The sequence below is a fragment of the Ancylomarina sp. YFZ004 genome, assembly GCF_054254355.1.
Genome location: NZ_JBTCHQ010000005.1, coordinates 236861 through 254905, shown reverse-complemented (window position 1 = coordinate 254905; position 18045 = coordinate 236861). Strand labels below are relative to the sequence as shown.

At 34.5% G+C, this 18045-nt stretch carries 9 protein-coding genes; all 9 read right to left on the bottom strand.

Annotated elements, in window-relative coordinates:
* Nucleotide 1: 1 nt before the first annotated feature.
* The 9 genes from ACXR6G_RS10700 to ACXR6G_RS10660 all read right to left on the bottom strand — a co-directional run bounded on the left by ACXR6G_RS10700 (nt 2) and on the right by ACXR6G_RS10660 (nt 18027).
* Nucleotides 2–3142, bottom strand: coding sequence for a SusC/RagA family TonB-linked outer membrane protein (locus ACXR6G_RS10700; protein WP_458361420.1), 3141 nt, complete (start codon nt 3140–3142; stop codon nt 2–4).
* A gap of 632 nt (nt 3143–3774) precedes the next feature.
* Nucleotides 3775–5265, bottom strand: a complete 1491-nt coding sequence (locus tag ACXR6G_RS10695; RefSeq protein ID WP_458361419.1) for a RagB/SusD family nutrient uptake outer membrane protein — start codon at nt 5263–5265, stop codon at nt 3775–3777.
* A gap of 11 nt (nt 5266–5276) precedes the next feature.
* Nucleotides 5277–8327 carry a SusC/RagA family TonB-linked outer membrane protein gene (locus tag ACXR6G_RS10690; protein ID WP_458361418.1) on the bottom strand — a complete coding sequence of 1017 codons (3051 nt, stop codon included), beginning with the start codon at nt 8325–8327 and terminating at the stop codon, nt 5277–5279.
* A 639-nt stretch (nt 8328–8966) separates the two neighbouring features.
* Nucleotides 8967–9665 (bottom strand): lipid-binding protein, encoded by a 699-nt coding sequence (locus ACXR6G_RS10685; protein WP_458361417.1) that lies wholly within the window; start codon nt 9663–9665, stop codon nt 8967–8969.
* 23 nt (nt 9666–9688) lie between these two features.
* Nucleotides 9689–10360 carry a DUF5011 domain-containing protein gene (locus ACXR6G_RS10680; protein ID WP_458361416.1) on the bottom strand — a complete coding sequence of 224 codons (672 nt, stop codon included), beginning with the start codon at nt 10358–10360 and terminating at the stop codon, nt 9689–9691.
* 68 nt (nt 10361–10428) lie between these two features.
* On the bottom strand, nt 10429–12012 hold the full coding sequence (locus tag ACXR6G_RS10675; RefSeq protein ID WP_458361415.1) for a SusD/RagB family nutrient-binding outer membrane lipoprotein: 1584 nt from the start codon (nt 12010–12012) through the stop codon (nt 10429–10431).
* Nucleotides 12013–12025: 13 nt separating this feature from the next.
* On the bottom strand, nt 12026–15199 hold the full coding sequence (locus ACXR6G_RS10670) for a SusC/RagA family TonB-linked outer membrane protein (RefSeq protein ID WP_458361414.1): 3174 nt from the start codon (nt 15197–15199) through the stop codon (nt 12026–12028).
* Between the two features lie 619 nt (nt 15200–15818).
* Nucleotides 15819–16568 carry a hypothetical protein gene (locus tag ACXR6G_RS10665; RefSeq protein WP_458361413.1) on the bottom strand — a complete coding sequence of 250 codons (750 nt, stop codon included), beginning with the start codon at nt 16566–16568 and terminating at the stop codon, nt 15819–15821.
* Between the two features lie 40 nt (nt 16569–16608).
* Nucleotides 16609–18027, bottom strand: a complete 1419-nt coding sequence (locus ACXR6G_RS10660) for a RagB/SusD family nutrient uptake outer membrane protein (protein WP_458361412.1) — start codon at nt 18025–18027, stop codon at nt 16609–16611.
* Nucleotides 18028–18045: the final 18 nt, after the last annotated feature.

Here is an 18045-nt window from a genome sequence, read left to right as displayed (position 1 = left end):
CTTAAAAACCTAATTTTACACCAAATACAATTGTACGAGGATTTGGAGTAACATATCCTGTTCTACCAGCTAAACCAACTTCAGGATCAAATCCTTTAAAGTCACTTTCTTTAGTCCAAGTCAATAAGTTATTCCCAGACACATAAACTGAAAATCTAGAAACACCCATTTTGTTGGTAATGTTTTTAGAGAAATTATGAGATAATGTTACTGCCTTTAACTTAGCATAAGTAGCATCATACAAATATCTATCAGATAGACTGTAGTTTGAGCTGTTGCTATTGTTAGGAACAAATACAGGAACATTTGTTTTTGTATTCGCTGGAGTCCAAGAATCTAATTGTTTTGTAGATAATTGATATCCAAGGTTATTACCGTCATTCAATAAGTCAGCTTCTACGTTATCAAGAATGTTACCTCCTACACTAAAGTAGATGTTAGCAGATAATGTCCAATTCTTATAAGTGAAAGCATTTTGAATTCCACCATAAGCAACTGGTTGAGAACTTCCTACATTGAATTTATCAGCACTGTTACGTGTACTAGTAGTTTCTAGTTCACCAGTCTCTTCGCCTTGAGCGTTTTTAACTTTCTTATACCAAAGAGGAGAACCATTTGTTTCATCAACACCAGCCCATTTCAATAAATAGAAGTCATGCATACTTCCGCCTTCTGTCCAAATTTTAGATCCATTGATCTGTTTTGGAACTGGAAGATATGTAATTTCATTTTTGTTGAAAGTCAAATTAACAGCAACATCCCATTTGAAATCATCAGAATCGATAGCACGGTAATCAGCAGACATTTCAACACCATAATTTTTCATCTCAGCTGAGTTCTTTGTTACACTTGGGAACCCTGAAACTAAAGAAATAGGTGTTTTATATAAAAGATCCTGAGTCTTACGAGAATAATACTCAAGACTACCAGACAATTTGCCTCCAAACACAGTATAATCAACACCAACTGTTAATGCAGCACTTTGCTCCCATCCTAAGGCAGGATTACCAGGTAAATAAAGTGCGTTACCAGCTTTTCCATCATAATTCCAACTAGAGAAGTTAGTTTTAAAACTATATAAACCAACCTGATCATTACCAGAAGTACCAAAACTACCTCTAACTTTCAAGTTATCTATCCAAGAGATATCAGCCATGAAATCTTCTTCTGAAGCACGCCATGAAGCACCAATTGAATAAAAATTACCCTTACGGTTATCAGCACCAAAACGACTTGATCCATCATTACGCCATGAAAGAGATACGTAGTATTTATTTAGCAAGTCGTAATTAACACGTGCTAAATATGACATCATAGACCATTTGTTTATAGATGAACCTGCAGCTTCGTAATTTGCAGCATTTGAAAGTTCTGGAAGAACAACATCTCCATAAATAGCATATTGAGTCGCCTGAGCTTCTACAACACGTGTTCTATTTTCAGAAGCCTCAAAACCAACTAAAGCATTGAAATGATGATCACCAATTGTTTTATCAAAGGTTAATTTGTTTGAAGTTGTCCAGTAAGAATTCCATGTAGCATAAGCATAACCACGACCGTTTACAGAAGGACCATTACCATGGAAAGGATTATAAAATTGACTATCATCAACAGTGTAAAAGTCAATTGATTCATCAGTTCTAAATTCTAAACCATCTACTACATCATCAAGATTTAGAACACCATAGATACCAGACAATACACGGTAAGTCTTAGTATTATAAACATCATTATCTACTGTGTAAAGTGGATTAAAATCTTGACTAACAGGGTTGTTAAAGTTGTAGATTTTATTTCCTTTATCATCAACAGCATCTTTTCCATTAGCACCTTGCTCATATACTGGAATTGCATTTCCATATAAAAGAGCATTACGTGTAGAAGAAGCTCCTGAAGTACTAGCTGAAGCTCTATTCTGATCAGTATAAGTTAAAGAGGTGTTAGTTCCTATCTTCATACGTTTTGAAAGTTCAGTTTCCAAGTTAATACGAGTACTAATTCTTTCGAAATCTGTTCCTCCAACAATACCTTCTTGATTAGAGTAACCTAAAGATATAAAGTAAGAAGTCTTATCTGAACCTCCTGAAGCACTTAAGTTATATTCCTGAGATTTACCCGTTCTGAAAACTTCATCAATCCAGTCAGTATCAGTAACTAGTTTAGCACCATCAACAGCAAGACCATTGCTACCTAGAGGGTTTTCAACATTATAAGGATTATTACCTGATAATGCAGAAATTGTTTTAGAATTTGAATCATTTACAGAAAGACCAGTAGCTCTATAAGCATCAAAATAATGCTTGAAATATTGCTCTGAGCTCATAAGATCGTATCCTTTGTTTGGCAAAGTTGAAATCCCCCATTTAGCATCAAAACTAATGTTAGCCTTACCAGACTTACCTTTTTTAGTTGTAATAAGAACAACACCATTAGCAGCACGAGCTCCATAAATAGATGTTGCAGAAGCATCCTTCAAAATGGTCATCGAAGCGATATCCGAAGGATTAATAGTAGACAATACATCAGTTGCAGCAACACTACTTGGATCACTTGAATCATGTAATTGAGATACATTACCACTATTAATGATAATACCATCAATTACATATAACGGTCCTGCATCAGCGTTTAATGAACCAATTCCACGAATACGAATAGTAGAACCAGACCCTGGATCTCCTGAAGCGCTATTCACCTGAATACCAGAAGAACTACCCTGCAATGCATCCGTAAAAGTTGGGACAGCAAGATTTTCTAACTCATCAGCTTTCACTTCTGAAGCAGCACCGGTAAATGTAGATTTTTTAACTGTTCCATAAGCAACAACCATAACCTCATCCATACCAATAGATTCAGACTCCATTACCAAATTAATGATATCAGTATTAGCTGCTAGTTCAGTAGCTTTCATCCCAACGAAAGAGAAAACAAGAGTTTGTCCTTCTTCAGTAGCAATTGTGTACTTACCATCAAAATCAGTAGTTGTTCCGATAGTGGTACCTTTAATAATTACAGAAACTCCAGGAATAGATAGTCCATCATCAGCTGATGTAACGATCCCTGAAATCTCTCGACTTTGAGCCAAAACGCTCTGTAATCCTATTAAACATAGGACTAACATCGAAAATAGATTTTTTTTCATGAATTTTTAGTTAGTGGTTAATTCAAATTTTAAGTTTACCCTAGCCTTTAGATAAAGTAAACCATTACTAATTCGCTCAAAATAAAATCTAAACTCCCCAAACCCCCTAAGTTCGGTCGGTCCAACATATAATAGATGTTAAATTCTATTTTTAGCGGAACCAAAAGTGTGAAAAAAACTTAAACTAACAAACTAAAATCATGGCATTAAAAACAGTAACATAGGTCTCAAAAAAAACACTCTACTTAATTAAAATATAAATAAAGCTCAAAGCATTCTGAATTATGAAATACAACACTCACATTGGATTCAAACATAAGAAATACCTAACAAATTAAACGAAGGGTACATGAATCATCAATTTCACATTTGTTAACAATAGAGTGATTATATGATATAGGATTTCATTATGTAACAATAGGAGTACTGAAATATCTGTAAAATAGGACCAAGTGTTTTATGACATATCCTTTAACTACAATAAAATTGTTTTTTTACCTAGAATAAGCTTACCAACAAAGCACTCTGACAATATATTTATTGTGCAACGCTATATTAGGACGCGACAATTGAATCAAAAAAAGAGGGAATCCATATGGATTCCCTCTTTAATATCTAATAATCTTAAGTACTTATTTAAGATTCGGATTTGCATTCAATTCTCTTTCAGGAACTGGCCACTGGAAACGAGCATCTCCAGCAGGAATTGTATTGTGTTCTGGTTGTGAACCATCACGCACTAAATCAATACCCCATCGCTTGATGTAACGTAAAGCATGACCTTCACCCCACATTTCTTTACGAGTTTCTAAACGAATCAAATCTACAAGTGCAGAACCAACAGCAGTTGATTTAACAGCTGTAGGAAGTGAACGAAATTCAATGTCAAACAATAGATCCTGAGCTTCTGTATTATTATCACCTAATTCGGCATCACATTCTGCAATTAAAAGAATCATTTCTGAACTCCTCATTGCATTATAATCACCTAATCCTACAGACCCTCTAGAACTATTCATCACTAAATCTTTACGAGGAAATTTACCTGAAGTGTAATATCCTTTACCGTTTGAAGCTTCAGCAGCGCCAAGCAAAGTTGAAAGAGGATAAGACTTCCCATTATAAACATTACCATCGTAATATTTATAATAATATGGTTCATAGATAAAGAAGGCTTTTCTTACGTCATTATCAGCAAAAAGTTCAACTAAAGAAGAATTCCCAAGGAAGTCATCACCCATACCATCATAAGAATCGTGAAATGATGTGAAAATACGATATTTATAATACTTATCCTTATCAGTGTAAAAACAAAGAATAGATTCATCATTATCAGTAGATAAGCCTAACTTATAGTCTTCAGTAGATAAAAGATTTGTACCAACGATAGCTAAACGAGCATAATCACGTGCTTTTCCAAACTCATGCATATCTGCATAAATACGAGCTAAAGCAACATAAGCAGCATTCTTATTCATATAGTTTACAGCACTTCCTTTTGCTTCTGGAAGATCAGGAATAGCTTCTGTTAGATCTTTAATCGCTTTTGCATAGATCGTTTTCATATCATCTCTAGCTGGTAGAGCATCATAATCAACATAGTCTACATAAGGAATAGCTAAAGAAGCTCCCTTATCCAAATGATACGCTTTACCGAAAAAACGTGCAACATCAACATGAACCATACCTCTCAGTGCTCGAGCTTCTGCTTTATATTGCTTTACAATACTCTCTTCGATACCAACGAATTCTTTGGCTATCATCGTATTCGCAATCTCCTGAAAATAATAACATTGTGACCAAACCTTACTCGTCTCGCCACTGGTTTTACCTACTTTGTAATTAAATGCATTATTTAAAGTTCCAAACCAAGTATTTCCGTAAACCATATCATTACCCATGATATCATACAATAAAGGTAATTGGGTTGTGTAAAGAGTTGCATCACCATAAGCGATATTACCATACATACCAATACGAAAAGCATTCACTGCTTCTACAGAGCTAAATACAGCACTTGCATCAATCTTTTTAGTTGGATTCACTTCCAACACATCTTCTTCACTACAAGAAGTGTTTATCAAACTTGCTGCACCAAGAATAAAATATATTATTTTTTTCATCTTAAAATCTTTTAAAATTTAATACTAGCTCCAACTCTCCAAGTCGTTGTATTTGGAAACTTATAATTTACCCCATTACCTGATAATCTCATTTCAGGATCACCTGATTTGAAATCAGAGATTGTAAGCAGGTTATCAACAGTACTAAAAACACGAGCACTCTTAAGACCGAAACGATTAATAATATGCTTAGGTAAAGTATAACCCAAAGAAAGGTTCTTAAGTTTTACAAAAGTTCCATCATATAAGAAACGAGTTGACATTGAGTTCGATTTATTTGAACTCTCATAAACATATAGAGGTACATCTGTTTTATCACCCTTTTTCTTCCAAGAATTCAATGCATCAGTAGATAACTGAGATACCTTGTCAGTACCGCCATGCATTAAAGATGCATAAGCTCCATCATAAACTTTTCCACCAATTGATGCATAAATCTGGAACGAGAAATCAAATCCTTTATAGGTAAAACTATTCGATATAAAAGTCGTTACATCTGGAACCGAACGTCCTACATTAAATTTGTCAGCATCATTATAATTATTAGTGGTTGAACCATCTTCTTTATACCATAATGCATCACCATTATTAGCATCTACACCAGCCCATTTTCTAATATAATAGTCATATAAAGATCCACCTACTCTGTATCTCTTCGAACCGCTAATGATTTCATCCTGAGGCAATGATTTAATGGTATTCTTATTGTAAGTTGCAGTAATACTTGTAGACCATGTAAAATTGTCATTCTGAATATTAACATTAGAAAGTTCAAATTCTAAACCTCTATTCTGCATCTCACCAATGTTCATGAAAATTTCATCGAAACCAGTTGTATATGCTTTTGGCACATCAAATAATAAATCTGAAGTTTTCTTATTATAAAACGCTAAACTACCTGATAGTGTATTAAATAAAGCAAAATCAACACCTGTTGACAATGAATTACTCTGCTCCCATCCTAAGTCAGGATTTGGTAGTGTGGAATGAACAATACCTGTCTGACGGTTGTAATTTGATCCAAGAGAATAGTAATCACCATACTTGTATGAACCAATCGCATCGGTACCTGTTACACCATATGAAATACGATATGTCAAATTATCAATCCATTCAACATCTTTCAAGAAAGATTCTTCCGAGACTCTCCAACTAGCGCCAATTGACCAGAAGTTACCCCAACGTTTATTTTCTCCAAACTTAGAAGAACCATCACGTCTAAAAGAACCGTCAACATAATAACGATCTAAATAATTATATTTTATTTGTGACAAAAATGATAGAACACCAGTTTCAGTAGTAGAAGAACTTGTATACTTAGGTTTTTGTCCAATTGATAATTCATCAGAAACGTCGCCTAATGGGTAACCTACTGTAGAAGCACTGAACCATTCGTAAGTATAATCTTCCATTTCAGCACCTGCTAAAATACTAAAGTGGTGATCCTCATTCAGGTCAAATTTATAGCTAAATGACGCATGAGTATTAAATTTACGTGAATGGAAAGACTCTTTTGTAGACATACCTCCATCACCTGCACTTGATCCGTGTAAAGCATTTCCTACTGATTTTTCTTTATCAGTATTTAATCTAGCCGCAACATTACCATAGAACGATAAACCTTCAGTTAAATTCACTCTAATCCAAGGGGCAACGAACATTCTAAATCCATATCCACTTGATGGGTCCACTTCCATTTGACCAATTGGATTGTAATCTTTATAGTTAGGGTTAGTCCAATCATACTGTCTTTTGCCATTAGCATCTAACGCATCTCTATAAGACCATGTCCCATTATCGTTCATCACCTTTTCTTGTTCGTACAAAGGTGCAACTGGAGTCAAAACACGAGTAACATAAATTAAATTACTCTCATTTGCTTTCTCAGTATAAGCTCCAACAAATGTCTTATACTTCAAATTTGAGTTAATTCCAACCTCTATATTTTCAGTAAGATCGCTTGAGAAATTAAAAAGTGTTGAAAATTGCTCGTCTTTGTCAATTTTTGCCAAACCTTCATAATCTTTATAGCCTAAAGACCAATAGTAAGAAGATTTATCACTACCACCTGTAACTGACAAGTCATACTGGTTATATGATCCGTCTTGCAAGCCTGCATCTTGCCAATCTGTACTGTATAATAATCTAGCATCATCTCTTAACATGCCGTTATCGTCCAGAGGAGTATCCATATTAAATGGATTATTTCCGTTGTATTTATTTACAATCTCATTTTGTGCTTCTGCAATTGCATCGGCACTACTTGCGCCTTTATTAAGTTCTTGATTTCTAATCCCGTTCCATGTCGTTTGAAAATGCTCTTGTGCATTCATTAGGTCATAGTCAGGATCGATAATTTTATGAACACCATGCTGGTACTTAAAATTAAACTGTGGTTTTTGATCTTTCTTGCCTCGCTTAGTTGTAATAATAATTACCCCATTAGCAGCTCTAGAACCATATAGTGCAGTTGAAGATGCATCCTTTAGAACTGTAAACGACTCAATATCTTCTGTATTTGGAGTTGGAGCACCAATAATTCCATCAACAACATAAAGAGGATCTCCTGAAGCTTTAAAAGAGCCATAACCTCTAATACGAATATCATCACCGATAACCTGTACTCCGGCAACTTTACCTTGAATTGCCTGAGCAACACCTCCAGATACCTTTACAATATCATCTTTTTTCACAACAGCTGCTGATCCAGTAAAACTCTCTTTCTTAGCTGTACCATAAGCAACGACCATTACCTCGTCCATACCAATAGACTCAGATTCCATTACTAAATTAATAACATCAGTATTAGCAAGTAATTCAGCCTTTTTCATTCCTACGAAAGAAAAAACAAGAGTTTGTCCTTCTTCTGTAGCGATAATGTACTTACCATCAAAATCAGTTGTTGTTCCGATAGTGGTACCTTTAATAATTACAGAAACTCCAGGAATAGATAGTCCATCATCAGCTGATGTAACAATCCCTGAAACTTCTCGACTTTGAGCCATAATGCTCTGTAATCCTATTAGACATAGGACTAACATCGAAAATAGATTTTTTTTCATGAATTTTTAGTTAGTGGTTAATTCAAATTATCAGTTTGCTCTAACTTTTAGATAGAGCAAATCATCCTTAATTTGCTCAAAACAAAATCAAAACTCCCCAAACCCCCTAAGTTCGGTTGGTCTAACATATAATAGATGTTAAATTTTATTTTTAGCGGAACCAAAAGTGTGAAAAAAACTTAAACTAACAAACAAAAAACTGCAAGGACAAAAGAAGACTCCTTGTTTTACAAAAAAAATTATAAGAGAAAAGCTATGTGCAAAATAAGAAAAATAGGTATTTATAACACATCCTAAACTATGAGTTACAAACACAGAACATAAGCTATCAAGCTTACGAACAGACAACTAAACAATTATTCTCAAAATAAAGACACTCGACCCAGTTACAATACAAAACCTAAGTATGGTATTGATTTACCCTCCTTCTTAATTGTGAAAAAAACACAAAATGTTATACGACATCCGATTATTAACAAAAGATTCATTATTAAGAGAAGTTTAAAACAAAAAACAAGAAATGACAAATAAATATATTTTATAATTAATTTAAATCGATATTTTAAGAATTGCGGCATTTTCCGCACATAAAAAAAAGGCTGCCCAATGGGCAGCCTTTTATAAAAGAATCAAAAAATTCTAGTGAGAGTCTTCTGAAAAACCTGTATAACGGTGACCAGAATACATATAAATTTCGTCCTGAGCATCTCCGTCATCATCTAGTTCATCATATACTGATGAATCAAAAATCCATTCGAATTCAGCAACATCAGGATTAGCTCTATAAGCCTCAGGTACTTCTTGAGACTTGAAAGTAACATCTCCATATAAGAATATCACCTTCATAAAAATACTGTCAGCAACATTACCACCAATTGTAGTTGCAGCCTTTGGTAAAATTTTACCTTCAACTAAAGCAGTTTTAGCACCCCAGATATTTTTCACAGAAGTTTCTCCTGCAGCAGTTGGCTTAGTTGATGGTACTTTAACCATAGAATGATTAATAGGTAGATCATCATAGCTAAGAGACTTAGATGCAAAAGCAGAAGCGTCTCCAGTTAAAAATAACTTTGATGTAATCTCAAGATATTTAGCATGATCTGTTATCCATAACTCATCTGCCTTATTTGCTTCAGTATTATAAAGGTCGATCTTTCTAGAATCACTATAATCGGCAATAACGGTACCATCTTCAAGCTGTACCTGGCTTACGTACGTTCCTGAATAATCAAGAGTTGCACTATCCCAAATTTCAATTTCTTCATCGCAAGACGTGAACGATAATCCTACTATCATCACAGTGGCAACGAGAAATAATTTATTAATTATATTTTTCATTTCTATTACTTTAACAGTTAAAATTATTGTTTCTCAAAAGTACGAGGGTTTGTTCCGTATCCAGATCCTTTAAGACTCCAGATATAACCCGCATTAAACGAAATTACGTCTGGCGCAGAACCCGACTTAGCTGAACTAGCAAAAATAGTTCCTCCCTTTGCATTAGCTTGAACTGGCATCACAATTTTATCAGCTGCTACTTGGTATACAACTAAATCGTACTCGTATGAACCTGAATCCACACCACCTACGTCGTTTACATTGTATACACCAGCTGCTCCAGTTGCTACCCATTCAGAGAAACCACCATTCTTAGGGCTACCATAAAAAGTTCTTTTATAAGAACCTGTAAGATCAGTTCCTGCAATTGAAGCAAGATCTTGTACAATAACTTGTCTTAAAACACTAGCACTAAATCCATCTTCATTATAAGCAGAATAGTGGATAGAATAAATCCCAGCTACTGAGGCATCAACAGTTCCATCAATAGTTACTTCAGCAGATTCACCGCCAACTAATGCCGAAACACCAGCATCTGTATATGCATCTCCCACATTTAGGACTACAATCTCCTCACCAGCCATTTCCAATAATGGGTAATAAGTTATTCTCGAAATATCTTCTGTTCCTTTATCATCGCATGAAGAAAACAAGGCGATGATAGACAACATTGATAAATATAATATTTTTTTCATTTTTCTAATTTTATTGTAAGAGAAGGACATTAAGATTGATAATGTCCTATCTCAATTTATTACAATTATTATTCTGCCTTAAGATTCCACCAAACCTTAGATAAAAGATCTGCTCTCTGTGCTGGTGCATTGATATTACGTGTCAAAACACTTGCAGGATAAATTGGTGCAGAAGGTAATTTAGCATTTGTTTTTGCTCTACCTGCAACAGAAATTGTTAAAGATCCAACTGGGAAATTCGTATAAGCATCAGCACGATCCTTACGAATATCTACAAGGTTTACTTCTGGATACTTTGTTCTATTACGCTCCAAGAATGATTCAATATGCTGGTAATTAGCATTTGCCACCCATTTCTGCATTGCAATTTGCTTAATTCCTTCTTCTACAGAACCACTAACCCAAGTAGCGTAACCTGTCGTAATAATATCATCGCTTACTAAAGTAGTAACTATGGCTGCTTTTTCATCAGCTTTCAAATACTGATTCACATCACTAGCATGTTGATTTGTTGAAGCTTGAACCCCAAGATCATAAAACTCCTTAGCTTTACCATTATTGCCATCACGAGCATAAGCCTCAGCAATGAAGAAATTAATTTCCCATGCTGACATGATAATTAGATCCATTTGTGCTTGAAAAACAGGCTGACTGTAATCTTCTGCATCATCCTTAACACCATCACCATCTGAATCTTCATTAGAATCAAAATCGCCTACAAAAGCACCAAGATGAGAGCTACCAGTTTTAGCAAATAGCATATCAAGACGTGGGTCGTTGTTTATTTCTAAATAATCAAGAAAGTTTTTAGACGCAATAACATTTGTTGATAGGTTTAATGCTTCACCTTGTTCGAATTCTCTCATTGGGTGACGTTTTCCTTCTACACCACCTTTATCATCATCAGACCATACAGAACCTGAAATCTTCGCACTAGAAGAAATGAAGTTTGAAGCTTCGATAAAACTTACAACAGCTGCATTGTCATAAGCAGGAGTTTCAGAAAGGCGCATCATCAACTTCAACTTAAGTGAATTTGCGAAAGTTTTCCATGCAGTTAAATCACCAGCATATATAAAATCATAATTCTCATCAAGAGTAGAACCAGAAAGATCCATAGCGATTAATGCCTCAACTCTAGTAAGTAGATCAGCATAAATTACACTGCCCTCATCAAATTCAGGTGATACGATTCCAGTATTTCCTTTTAGAGCATCAAAATAAGGAACATCGCCCCAAACATCAGTCATAATTTGCCAAGAGAAGATAGAAAGTGCTTCAGCTACAAAATAATTTCCCTTATTTTCTGAATCAGCTGATACCGTTTTCATTCTATCTAAGTCATTTAAAACGCCAGCTGTTAGTTCAGTGTAAGCATTAGAAAAACTTGTTTCCTGATATTCGCATAAGAATTTAAATTGAGAAGCAGAATAGGCTTGAGTCCAATATTGTCCCCAAAATCCACCACCAAATCCAAATTCCCATCCCATAAGCTGATTGGCTAATCCAATTTCAGCAGCTGGTAATACAACTTTTGCATCAGGAATCTCACTTAATACATTGGGATCCTCGTTTATATCTAGATAGCTATCACAGCCCGAACCAAAAAAGGTAAGGCATGCTAGTGATACTGTTAATAATTTATGTTTCATAGTTCTTTTTAATTTACAAAGTAAAAGTTAATCCAAAAGTGTAAAACTCGTTGCTAGGTCCGGCACCATACTCACCGAATTTAGCTCTAACATCATTACCAAAAGTTGTTGTTTCTGGGTCGATGTATGCATTTTCAGTTGGTGTCCACAATAGAATATTACTAGCACTTAATGATAAACTCAAAGCACTAACATGAATTCTCTCGCAAAAGTTTTTAGATAATGAATAAGAAAGGTTTACATTTCTTAATTTTAGGTAAGAACGATCAATAATGTTATCAGCATCACCGTCGAATCCACCACCATCGCCATAGAATTTATGCAAAGCAGTAGGATCAACTGGTGTTGTATTTTCAACATAACCACCTCTACCATCAGAAATCACTGAATTAGGAACTAGGAATGTTTTTCTATCATTCAATACTGATTCAGTAGAAGCACCTGTCCAATGTAAATAATCCTTAGTATAAGAATACATATGACCTCCGTAACGGAAATCTAGAGTTGCACCCAATGTAAATCCTTTATATGAAAAAGTATTGGTTAAACCCATTCTGTATTTTTCGTTGATGTCTTTACCAATAAATTCAGTCTCTGTTGTTGGTTGAGGATTACCACTACCATCAACAACTGTTTTCATTACACCATCGATTTCAACTTTCTTAACTGCAGCAATCTTGAATTGCCCCATAGATTTTCCTTCTACAGCATAGATTCCAGCTCCACCGAAACCACCTAGGTATACTTCATCAACATCAAGATTTTCCATCTTGTTTCTGTTCAAAGCAACATTGTAAGAAACATCCCAAGTAAAGTTTTCAGTCTTAACAGGTGTGAAGTTTAATACAAACTCAATACCTTGATTACGTACATCACCTAAGTTAGCCATCTGAGTTGTATAACCTGATGATGGATCTTTAGGTAGACTTGAAATCAAACCTTCAGTTAAACGGTTATAATACGAGAAGTCAAATCCAATACGGTTATTGAAGAAATTTGCTTCAACACCAAATTCGAATTCTTTAGTCAACTCATTAGTTAAATCTGGATTACCCAAACGGTTAGAAGCCATATATGAATTCACACCACCTAGAGGGAAAGAAAGATCATCAATTTTAGGGTAACCTGGATTTGAAGAGAAAGCAGAAACATAACGATCATAAACTGAATAAGGATCAGCATCGTTACCCGTCATACCATAAGCAGCTCTAACTTTAGCAAAACTTAAGATTCCAGTATCAACATCGTTATACTTTAAGAAATCGGTAATTAGGAAACTACCTGTAACACCTGGGTAGAAATAATCGTTTTCACCAGTAGGTAAAGTCGACGACCAGTCATTACGAGCTGTAAGAGTTAGGTAAGCGTAATTTCTGAAACTGAAATCGACATTGGCATAAAGCCCTATCAATCGACGCTTTTCGTTATACTGACCTGATACTGAAGGTGCAAAACTATTGTTAAGGTTATAGAAATTAGGAATATCAATTGAATTAATACTTCCTGATAACCAGTTGTATTTTCTTTCATTGACATTCAAACCAACAATCGCATTTAAAGTAAAATCTTCATTAAGATTCTGCTTTAAACTAGCCATCAAATCATGATTCACTTGAGTTCTTGATCTTCTTGTCTCAGAATAACTACCTGCATTTGCAGAACTAGAACCATCATTATGTGCCCCTGGAGTAAATCCAATTATCCCAGTATGCGTTTCTGATCTTGTTGTTTCGTAGTCACCACCAAAACGGTAACTCAATTTAATATCATCCGTAAATGCAAAATCTAATTGGAATTTACCGAAGATTTTTTTCTTATCCTGCTCAGCAGAATTCTCATTCAATACATAGTAAGGATTCACACCATAAGGAGTAAAATAGTTATCCAGGTTATTGAATTTATTGTTATAGTCTTTCATATCTACAATAGAAAGATCATTTGCAGATTCGTATAAAGATCTAAATACAGATGTCCCTTGACCAGAAGCAACCGCTTTTGTTTTCTCGGTACTGAAATTAACAGAAGAACTTACCGTTAATTTACCAGCTGTATGAGAACCTTTAGTCGAAATAGTAGATCGCTTATATGAGTCGTTATCTGTTGGTATAACACCATCAACAGAGTTTTGAGACAATGACATAAAGTAGTTTGTAGTCGCATTACCACCACTCAATGAAACAGAGTTTTTAACATTCTTACCTGTTTCATAGAAATCACGTACTCTATCTTCTAAAAATACATAAGGTTTAATTTGCTGACTGTTATCAACAACATTACCCCAAACACGATCTTTACCATCATATTCAGGACCCCAGTTACCATTCTCATCAAGAGCTCTGTCTCCAGACCATCCTTGACCAAATTGATTTTGAACATCAGGAAGACGACCAACTTTAGAAAGAGTAACAGAACCGCTATAAGACACTCTCATCTTACCGTCAGTATCTTTACCTGACTTAGTTGTAATCATGATTACACCATTGGCAGCACGAGAACCGTATAGAGCTGTTGCAGCAGCACCCTTCAATACAGTCATATCTGCAATATCATCAGGGTTAATTGCATTGATACCAGAACCAAAGTCAACTTGTGAATTCAATGCACTTCCTGAACTATTCTGCTCATTAGTGATAGGTACACCATCAACAATATAAAGAGGCTGGTTATTTCCAAAAGAGGATGCTCCACGAATCATTACATTCTGTGTTGATCCTGGGCCTGGAGCAGTTGAAATATCAACACCTGCAACTTTACCTTGAAGTGCACTCATTGGGTTAATTGCCTGAGATTTACTAATCTCGTCACCTCCTACAGAAGTTGCAGCATATCCAAGAGCTTTCTTTTCACGTGTAACACCCATAGCTGTTACAACAATTTCGTCCATACCAATTGATTCAGACTCCATCACTAAATCGATGACATTAGAATTAATTGGCATTTCAGTAGTTTTCATACCTACAAAAGAAAAAACAAGAACTTCTCCTAATTCTGGAACACTAATAGTGTATTTACCATCAAAATCAGTAGTGGTACCAATAGTGGTTCCTTTAATAACAACAGAAACTCCAGGGATTGAGAGCCCATCATCGGCTGCAGTTACGACCCCTGAAACCTCTCGACTTTGAGCCATTATGCTCTGTAATCCTATTAGGCATAGGACTAACATCGAAAATAAATTTTTCTTCATGAATTTTTAGTTAGTGGTTAATTATTTGTCTTTAGACTTACCTTAATTATTGTTAAAATAAATCGATCAAAACTCCAACACCCAACAACAATCAAAACGATTAAACATCTCAATATGCTGCAAATACGGGCTTTTCGAAAACTTTAGCAATCATTAAAAGCGAAGCCAAAAGTGTGAAAAAAACTTAAATCGGCAAGCGATAATTGGAATTTCAAAAACATCCCTAACATAAAAACGTTGTTAATTTTACTTAAAAAAGCATTAACAAATGAACAAACAATCAGCATTATGTACACATCTCAATCTCACAACATTACAAACGAAAACAAAACAAACAAAAAAGATAAAACACTGAACTAACAACAAATAAGAAAACATGATTAAACATTAACAAAAGTTAAAAGATCAATCCAATGCAGAACTCAATTCCAGAATTGGTTTGAATTATAGAAAGCACTATTTCAAGCATTATAAATAAACTAACGAAAATCGCAAACGAGACAAATTCAATGAATTTTAATCAGTAAAGCCATTCCCCCTTGTATTATTTGGCATAAAAAAAGTGTTATTCTCGTAAATTGAGAATAACACTTAAGTATTTTTTAAAGCTTGTATATTTCTAAAGAGAGTTATAGTAATTAAAAATCTTAACTAGATCTTTCTCCCTGCTGTACTTTAATTTATTTTTCTTTACAAAATCAACTACATTCTCTTTCTTATCAGAAAACAAGGCTAATATCGTTTTTTTCTTGGGCTTAAAGAATTCCGCAACATTATCATTAACTCCCACAAAATATTCTTTTTTAATAATATATTTATCTGATTCCTGAGTTTGATAACTACTAACTTCTTTAGCCTTAATAAACTTATTTGTATAGTGCTTATATAACTTTTTAGAACCAGCAGACAATAATTCAAGGTAATCTTGGATTACAGTAGAACCGAAAATCAATTCCGAATAAACAAATTTGTGTTCACCAATTATAATAGAATCTATTGAGGTTTGATTTATGATTTTCATGATTTTCCCATCATGATTAACATGCATTTCTTTTCCTTTAATAAAATATCTCAAAGACACATTGTTTACAACATGTTTATCATTAAAAAACACAGAGCCCTCAGTCCAGTCTTTATTGATAAAAAAATCACCGTCAACATTAGACAGATTTGAAAAATCCTCAAATAAATTTTTATTTATTTCCGAAAAATCAATAGCAATACTGCCATTGACTTGAGAAAAAACTGATGGGGTGTAGAAAAGAAAAATAAGAACAAATGTAGAAGCAATACGTGTAATCTTCATAGTATAAGGTATATAATTTATTTTTTGATAAATTAAATATAGACAAAAAAAAGGATTACTCAAAACTGAGTAATCCTTTAATTTAAGTATAAAATGTTATTAATTATCTGTTATCATTCACAGTATCATCAATAAGAACATTAGCATCAATCTCAGCTTGAGGAACTGTTAAGAAAAATCTCTTATCATTTGGCTCTAAAGTAATATCTACACGATGGTTACCATCACGAGTGATACCTCTAACCAAACGCTTCGCATCAAACCACTCAACACCAAGCTCAGCATAAAGCTCTTTTCTTCTTTCCAAAAGAATCTCTTCTAGTAAAGCAGCACCTGCATTTGCAGACTTAACAGCACTAGGATCACGATCTAATTGTAAAGCATAAAGTAAAGTGTGAGCATCAGCCACTTTACCATTACGATACTTAGCTTCAGCATCAATAAGAACCATTTCTGCTTTTCTCATTAAGTGCATATCTGAATCGAAAGCGAATACAAATTTATCAGTGATATATTGTCTGTAATCTGTAGCAGGAACTCCATAACCATTCCAAAATTCATTTCTTACATCAGTTGCAGAAAATTCATTTACAAATGTATTATTACAGAACATTCCAAAATAAGCATTTTGATTATGATCGGCAAAAGCATGAGGTGCAATGTAATAATAATTAGACTGGTCAGCTTGCTGATCCATACTCCAAAGAACTTCATCAGAACCCATATCATCAAAACCAGTAGCATATATAGAAGCACCGTCTAAAGCAGCAACAGCATCTCCACCATAGGCAGCGCTAGCAGCAGCTTCAACTTGATCCCAATCCTGATTTAAAGCCATTAAAATACGAGCTTTAAGTCCTTGAGCAACGCTTTTATTCATGTATGACTTATTAATTCTACTATCTGTTAATCCAGCTATAGCTTCATTAATATCTTGAATCATGAAAGCTTCATATTCTGCAGGATTAGACATAGGTCCAGCTTCTGTAACTTGCTCCTTATACAAAGGAGGTGTTTGCAAACCAGAATCCTTAGAATAGTACTCTAAATACAATTGAAAATATGCAAATGCACGTAAAGCTTTTGCTTCTGCAATGAAAGCAGGCTTATCAGCTTCAGCAATTGCTGAACTAGCTGTTACTTCCTTAACAATGGTATTAGCATGATTAATCAATTCATAAAAATACTGCCAAGTTATAGTTACTCTCATTTTTGATGGAGTACGATAAGTATGAGCATAGTCATATAAAAACCATGTTGGACCAGAAATTAGGTCATTAGCTTTAACAGATCTAGCATAATACATTGAGTAAACCCCACCGAAATGAGTGTTACCATCTGAATACTGACTCCTAAACATTCTATAAATCCCTGAGAAGTATGCTTGAACCCCTTCATTCGAACCATAGATATCTTGTGCTGTAAGCACATCTGTGGGCTTTGGATCATCAAGATAACCTGAACATCCAAATCCTCCTACCAAGATAGCAATACTTGCTAATAGTATATATATTTTTTTCATTTCTTAATTTTTAGTAGG

Excerpts from the sequence above, each read along its gene's own strand:
- ACXR6G_RS10700 (WP_458361420.1), bottom strand. The coding sequence starts at position 3,142 with ATGAAAAAAAATCTATTTTCGATGTTAGTCCTATGTTTAATAGGATTA.
- ACXR6G_RS10695 (WP_458361419.1), bottom strand. The coding sequence starts at position 5,265 with ATGAAAAAAATAATATATTTTATTCTTGGTGCAGCAAGTTTGATAAAC.
- ACXR6G_RS10690 (WP_458361418.1), bottom strand. The coding sequence starts at position 8,327 with ATGAAAAAAAATCTATTTTCGATGTTAGTCCTATGTCTAATAGGATTA.
- ACXR6G_RS10685 (WP_458361417.1), bottom strand. The coding sequence starts at position 9,665 with ATGAAAAATATAATTAATAAATTATTTCTCGTTGCCACTGTGATGATA.
- ACXR6G_RS10680 (WP_458361416.1), bottom strand. The coding sequence starts at position 10,360 with ATGAAAAAAATATTATATTTATCAATGTTGTCTATCATCGCCTTGTTT.
- ACXR6G_RS10675 (WP_458361415.1), bottom strand. The coding sequence starts at position 12,012 with ATGAAACATAAATTATTAACAGTATCACTAGCATGCCTTACCTTTTTT.
- ACXR6G_RS10670 (WP_458361414.1), bottom strand. The coding sequence starts at position 15,199 with ATGAAGAAAAATTTATTTTCGATGTTAGTCCTATGCCTAATAGGATTA.
- ACXR6G_RS10660 (WP_458361412.1), bottom strand. The coding sequence starts at position 18,027 with ATGAAAAAAATATATATACTATTAGCAAGTATTGCTATCTTGGTAGGA.